A 4,734-nucleotide genomic window follows, 5' to 3' on the forward strand; every position below is an offset into this window, starting at 1 on the left:
AGCGGCGGCGTCAGCCAGGATGGAACCGGCAACACCGTGCTCACGGCCGACAACACTTACGGCGGCACCACGCTGATTGTCGGCGGCGGCGGGCTCTATATCAATGGCGACCAGACCGCCGCAACCGGATTGACCAACGTCAATTTCGGCACGCTGGGCGGCAATGGTATCATCGGCGGTGATGTCTTCGTCGACGTGGCCGGCAGGCTGGCCCCCGGTGGCCTCGGCTCCGCGCCCGGCACGCTCACCATCAACGGCAACCTCGAACTGGCCGACGGCTCGAATCTTGATTACTCGTTCGGCCAGGCCGGCGTGGTTGGCGGCGCATACAATGATCTGACGGTCGTCCACGGCAATCTGGCACTCGACGGCACCATCAACGTGACGGAGGCGCCCGGCGGCAATTTCGGGCCGGGCATCTATCGCGTCATCAGCTATGACGGCACCCTGACCGACAACGGGCTCGACAGCAATTCGCCCACTCATGTCGTCCAGACCTCGATAGCGGGCCAGGTCAACCTCATCGACATCAGCGCCATGACGCTGAATTTCTGGGATGGCGACGCCGGCCCCAAGAGCAATAACGCCGTCAATGGCGGCAACGGCACCTGGCGGGCGGCCGGCGACGACAACTGGACCGGGCCGGCCGGCGATATCAACGCCGCCTTCTCGAACGGCAGCTTCGCGATCTTCGCCGGCCAGGCCGGCACGGTCGATGTCGACAGCACGACGAATGGCCAAGTGCAGGCCGCAGGCATGCAGTTCGCCACCGATGGCTACCTGATCCAGGGGCAGTCCATCGATCTGGTCGGGCCGCAGGCGACGATCCGGGTGGGCGACGGAACCCTGCCGGGTGCGGGCTACACCGCGACCATCGCTTCGGTGCTCCAGGGCAGCTCGCAGCTGGTCAAGACCGATCTCGGCACGCTGGTGCTGAGCGGCACCAATACCTACAGCGGCGGCACGGCCATCAATGGCGGCACGCTCAGGGTCTCGGCCGACGTCAACCTTGGCGATGGGGCGGGAGCGCTGTCGTTCGACAATGCCGCGACGCTGCAAAATACCGCCGCGTTCAGCTCGGCGCGCGACATCACGTTCAATGCCGGCGGCGGCACGTTGCAGACCGACGCCGATCTCACGCTGTCCGGCCCCATCGGCGGCGCGGGCGGCTTCACCAAGACGGGCGGCGCGGCGCTGACGCTGACGGGCACCAACTCCTATGCCGGAGCGACCACCGTGGCGGCAGGCGGGCTCTATGTCGATGGCGACAACAGCCTGGCCACAGGGCTTACCTCGGTTGAGATCGGCGCCACGCTTGGCGGCAAGGGCACGATCGGCGGCAACGTCGTGATCGCCGACGGCGCGACGCTCTCGCCCGGATCGGCCGACGCCACGCCGGGCACGCTGGCGATCGCCGGCGACCTGACGCTCTCCGGCGGCTCGACCCTCAACTACAGCTTCGGCCAGGCGAATGTCGCGGGCGGGGCGCTCAACGACCTCACCACCGTAGGCGGCAATCTGACGCTCGCCGGCACGCTCAATGTCACTGTCTCGCCGGGCGGCACCTTCGGCCCCGGCATCTACCGGGTGTTCGACTATGCCGGCACGCTGACGAACAACGGCCTGTCCGTCGGCTCCATCCCATCCTCGAACTACTTCGTGCAGACGTCCGTCGATCATCAGGTGAACCTCGTCAACACGCAAGGGCTGAACCTGAACTACTGGGACGGCGATGCCGGTCCGAAGTTCGACGGCACGGTCGATGGCGGTAGCGGCACCTGGCAGAGCTCCTTGGGCAACGACAACTGGACCGAAGACACCGGGTCGATCAACGCAGCCTATTCGGACGGCGCCTTCGCCATCTTCGCCGGACAGGCCGGCACGGTGACGGTGGACAACGGGCTCGGCCAGGTGACGGCCGCCGGCATGCAGTTCTCGACCGACGGCTATGTCATTCAGGGCGGCGACATTGGCTTGGTCGGCGCGCAGTCGACGATCCGGGTCGGCGACGGCACCAGTGCCGGCGCAGGCTACACGGCGACGATCGCCTCCGCGCTCACCGGCAATGCTCAGCTCGTCAAGACGGATGCCGGAACGCTGGTGCTGACCGGCACCAACAGCTACACCGGCGGCACCGCCATCAATGGCGGCACGCTCAGGGTCTCGGCCGATGCCAATCTCGGCGATGCGGCCGGCGGGCTCTCCTTCAACGGCGGCACGCTCAACACCACCGCCAGCTTCGCCAGCGACCGCGCCATCGACATGCTCGGCCAGGGCACGATCTCGACCGACGCCGGTACCACCTTGACCCTGAACGGGGCATTGACCGGATCGGGCGCGTTCAACAAAGCAGGAGATGGTACGCTTGTCCTGACAGCCGCTGGCTCGGCGTTCTCGGGATCCACCGCTGTCCAGCAGGGCACACTGGCCGCGGGCGCGACAAACGTGCTCAGCTCCAGTTCGGCCTTCACCGTCGCCTCCGGCGGCACGCTTGACCTTGCCGGCTTCGACCAGACGGTGGCCTCGCTCGACAACAGCGGCGCGGTGCGGCTTGGTGCCGCGGCACCCGGCACGGTGCTGACGGTGAGCGGCGACTATGTCGGCAATGGCGGCAAGATCCTCATCAATGCCGCGCTCGACGGCGATGCCTCCACCACCGACAGGCTGGTGGTGCATGGCAACACGTCCGGCACCGGCATCCTGGCGGTCACCAATGTCGGCGGCGCGGGCGCGCAGACCAGCGAAGGCATCAAGATCGTCGACATCGACGGCAGTTCGGCCGGAACCTTCACGCTCGCCGGCGACTATGTCTTTGAGGGCGACCAGGCCGTGGTCGGCGGCGCTTACGCCTACCGGCTCTACAAGAACGGGGTGAGCACGCCGGCCGACGGCGATTGGTATCTGCGCTCGACGCTGATCAACCAGACCGGTCCGCTCTATGCGCCAAGCACGCCGCTCTACGAGGCCTATGAAGGCGTGCTGCAGAGCTTCAATGAACTGGGCACCTTGCAGCAGCGCACCGGCAACCGGACCTGGGGCGAAGGCGCGACGCCGCAAGGCGCGGACGTGCCCGGCCAGGGTCCGGTCGACGGCAGCGCCATCTGGGCCCGTATCGATGCCGCGCATGGCAAGTTCGAGCCCAAGACCTCGACCACCGGCACCGACTACGACGTGACGACGTGGAAGCTCAACGCCGGCGTCGACGGCCTGCTGCATGAGAGCGAGGCCGGCATCCTGTTGGGCGGCATCACCGTCCACTACGGCACCGTTTCGTCGGATGTCGCGTCGAGCTTCGGCACGGGCTCGATCTCGGCCACCGGCTACGGCGTTGGCGGCACGCTGACCTGGTTCGGCAACAGCGGCTTCTACGTCGACACGCAGGCCCAGGCGACCTGGTATGACAGCGACATCAACTCGGCCGTGCTGGGCAAGCTTGCCGATGGCAACAACGGCTTCGGCTATGCCCTCAGCATCGAGAGCGGGCAGAAGATCGCGCTGCGCTCCAACTGGTCGCTGACCCCGCAGGCGCAACTTTCCTACTCGGCGGTCGACTTCGACAAGTTCACCGATCCGTTCGGCACCGTCGTGTCGCCCGGCAGCGGCGACAACCTGATCGGCCGGCTCGGCATCTCGGCCGACTATGAGGACCAGTGGGCCGACAGCGCCGGCCAGGTAAGCCGGGCGCATGTCTACGGCATCGCCAACCTCTACTATGACTTCCTCGACGGCACCGATGTCGATGTCTCGGGCGTGAAGCTTTCCAGCCAGAACCAGAAGTTCTGGGGCGGCGTCGGCCTCGGCGGCTCGCTCGACTTTGGCGACGGCAAGTACTCGGTCTATGGCGAGGCGCTCGCCAAGACCAGCCTGGCGAGCTTCGGCGACAGCAATGTCATCAGCGGCAAGCTCGGCTTCAGCGTGCGCTGGTAGCACGCCGACGAGGCATCGGGCAAAGCCCGGGTTAAGCAATCAGAATGCGCGCGGAAATGTGCATTCTCTGTCGTTCGCATTCGTCGTTCGCATTCTGGGCGGTCCGACTTTTTGAGAGATGGAAACGAGATGATACGAAACAGCCGAATTGGATATGCCACGCTGATCGCCGCAAGCCTGCTCTCCCTTGCGGCCGCTTTCGCGCAAGACACGGCAGCCCTCCCAGGCGGGGCGACCTCGCTCAGGGAAGGGCATGGCGACTGGACCGTCTCGTGCAATCTCGCCACCCAGAACGGCGCTGGCGTGAAGGTCTGCGCGCTGTCGCAGGAACAGACCGACAGCCAGTCGCGCCAGCGCGTGCTGGCGATGGAACTGCGCCCGGCCGGCGAGGCCATCCAGGGAACGCTGGTGCTGCCGTTCGGCCTGGCGCTGGACCAGGGCGTGACGCTCCAGATCGATGACGGCCCGGCCCTGCCGCCGCTGCGCTTCCGCACCTGCCTGCCCGGCGGCTGCCTCGTCGATCTGAGCTTCGACGCCGAGACCTTGGCGAGCCTGCGCGACGGCAAAAGCCTGAAGGTCAAGGTGATCGCGGACGGGGGGAAGGAGACCAATCTGGCGCTCTCGCTGAACGGCTTCCCCAGCGCCGTCGACAGGACGATGGCACTGTTGAAGTGATCGCCGTCTTCTGGTTGATGACGGGTCGCTGATTGAGGTCTATTGCCGGCCAAAGCTAATGCATGTCGCGCAAAAGTGTGCAGCGGTTTTGCGATAACGACATGCATGAAAACAAAGCCTTAAAGCGCGTCG

2 protein-coding genes are annotated in these 4,734 nt (G+C 66.2%); both read left to right on the forward strand.

Annotated elements, in window-relative coordinates; all coding sequences use genetic code 11:
• The coding region (locus tag FJ418_RS31735) for an autotransporter outer membrane beta-barrel domain-containing protein (protein WP_140872222.1) at positions 1-3,927 on the forward strand (3,927 nt) is incomplete at its 5' end.
• A gap of 129 nt (positions 3,928-4,056) precedes the next feature.
• Positions 4,057-4,602 carry an invasion associated locus B family protein gene (locus tag FJ418_RS31740; protein WP_140872224.1) on the forward strand — a complete coding sequence of 182 codons (546 nt, stop codon included), beginning with the start codon at positions 4,057-4,059 and terminating at the stop codon, positions 4,600-4,602.
• Positions 4,603-4,734: the final 132 nt, after the last annotated feature.

Origin of the sequence: Mesorhizobium sp. B2-8-3 (assembly GCF_006440815.1) — a bacterium.
Taxonomy (GTDB): domain Bacteria; phylum Pseudomonadota; class Alphaproteobacteria; order Rhizobiales; family Rhizobiaceae; genus Mesorhizobium.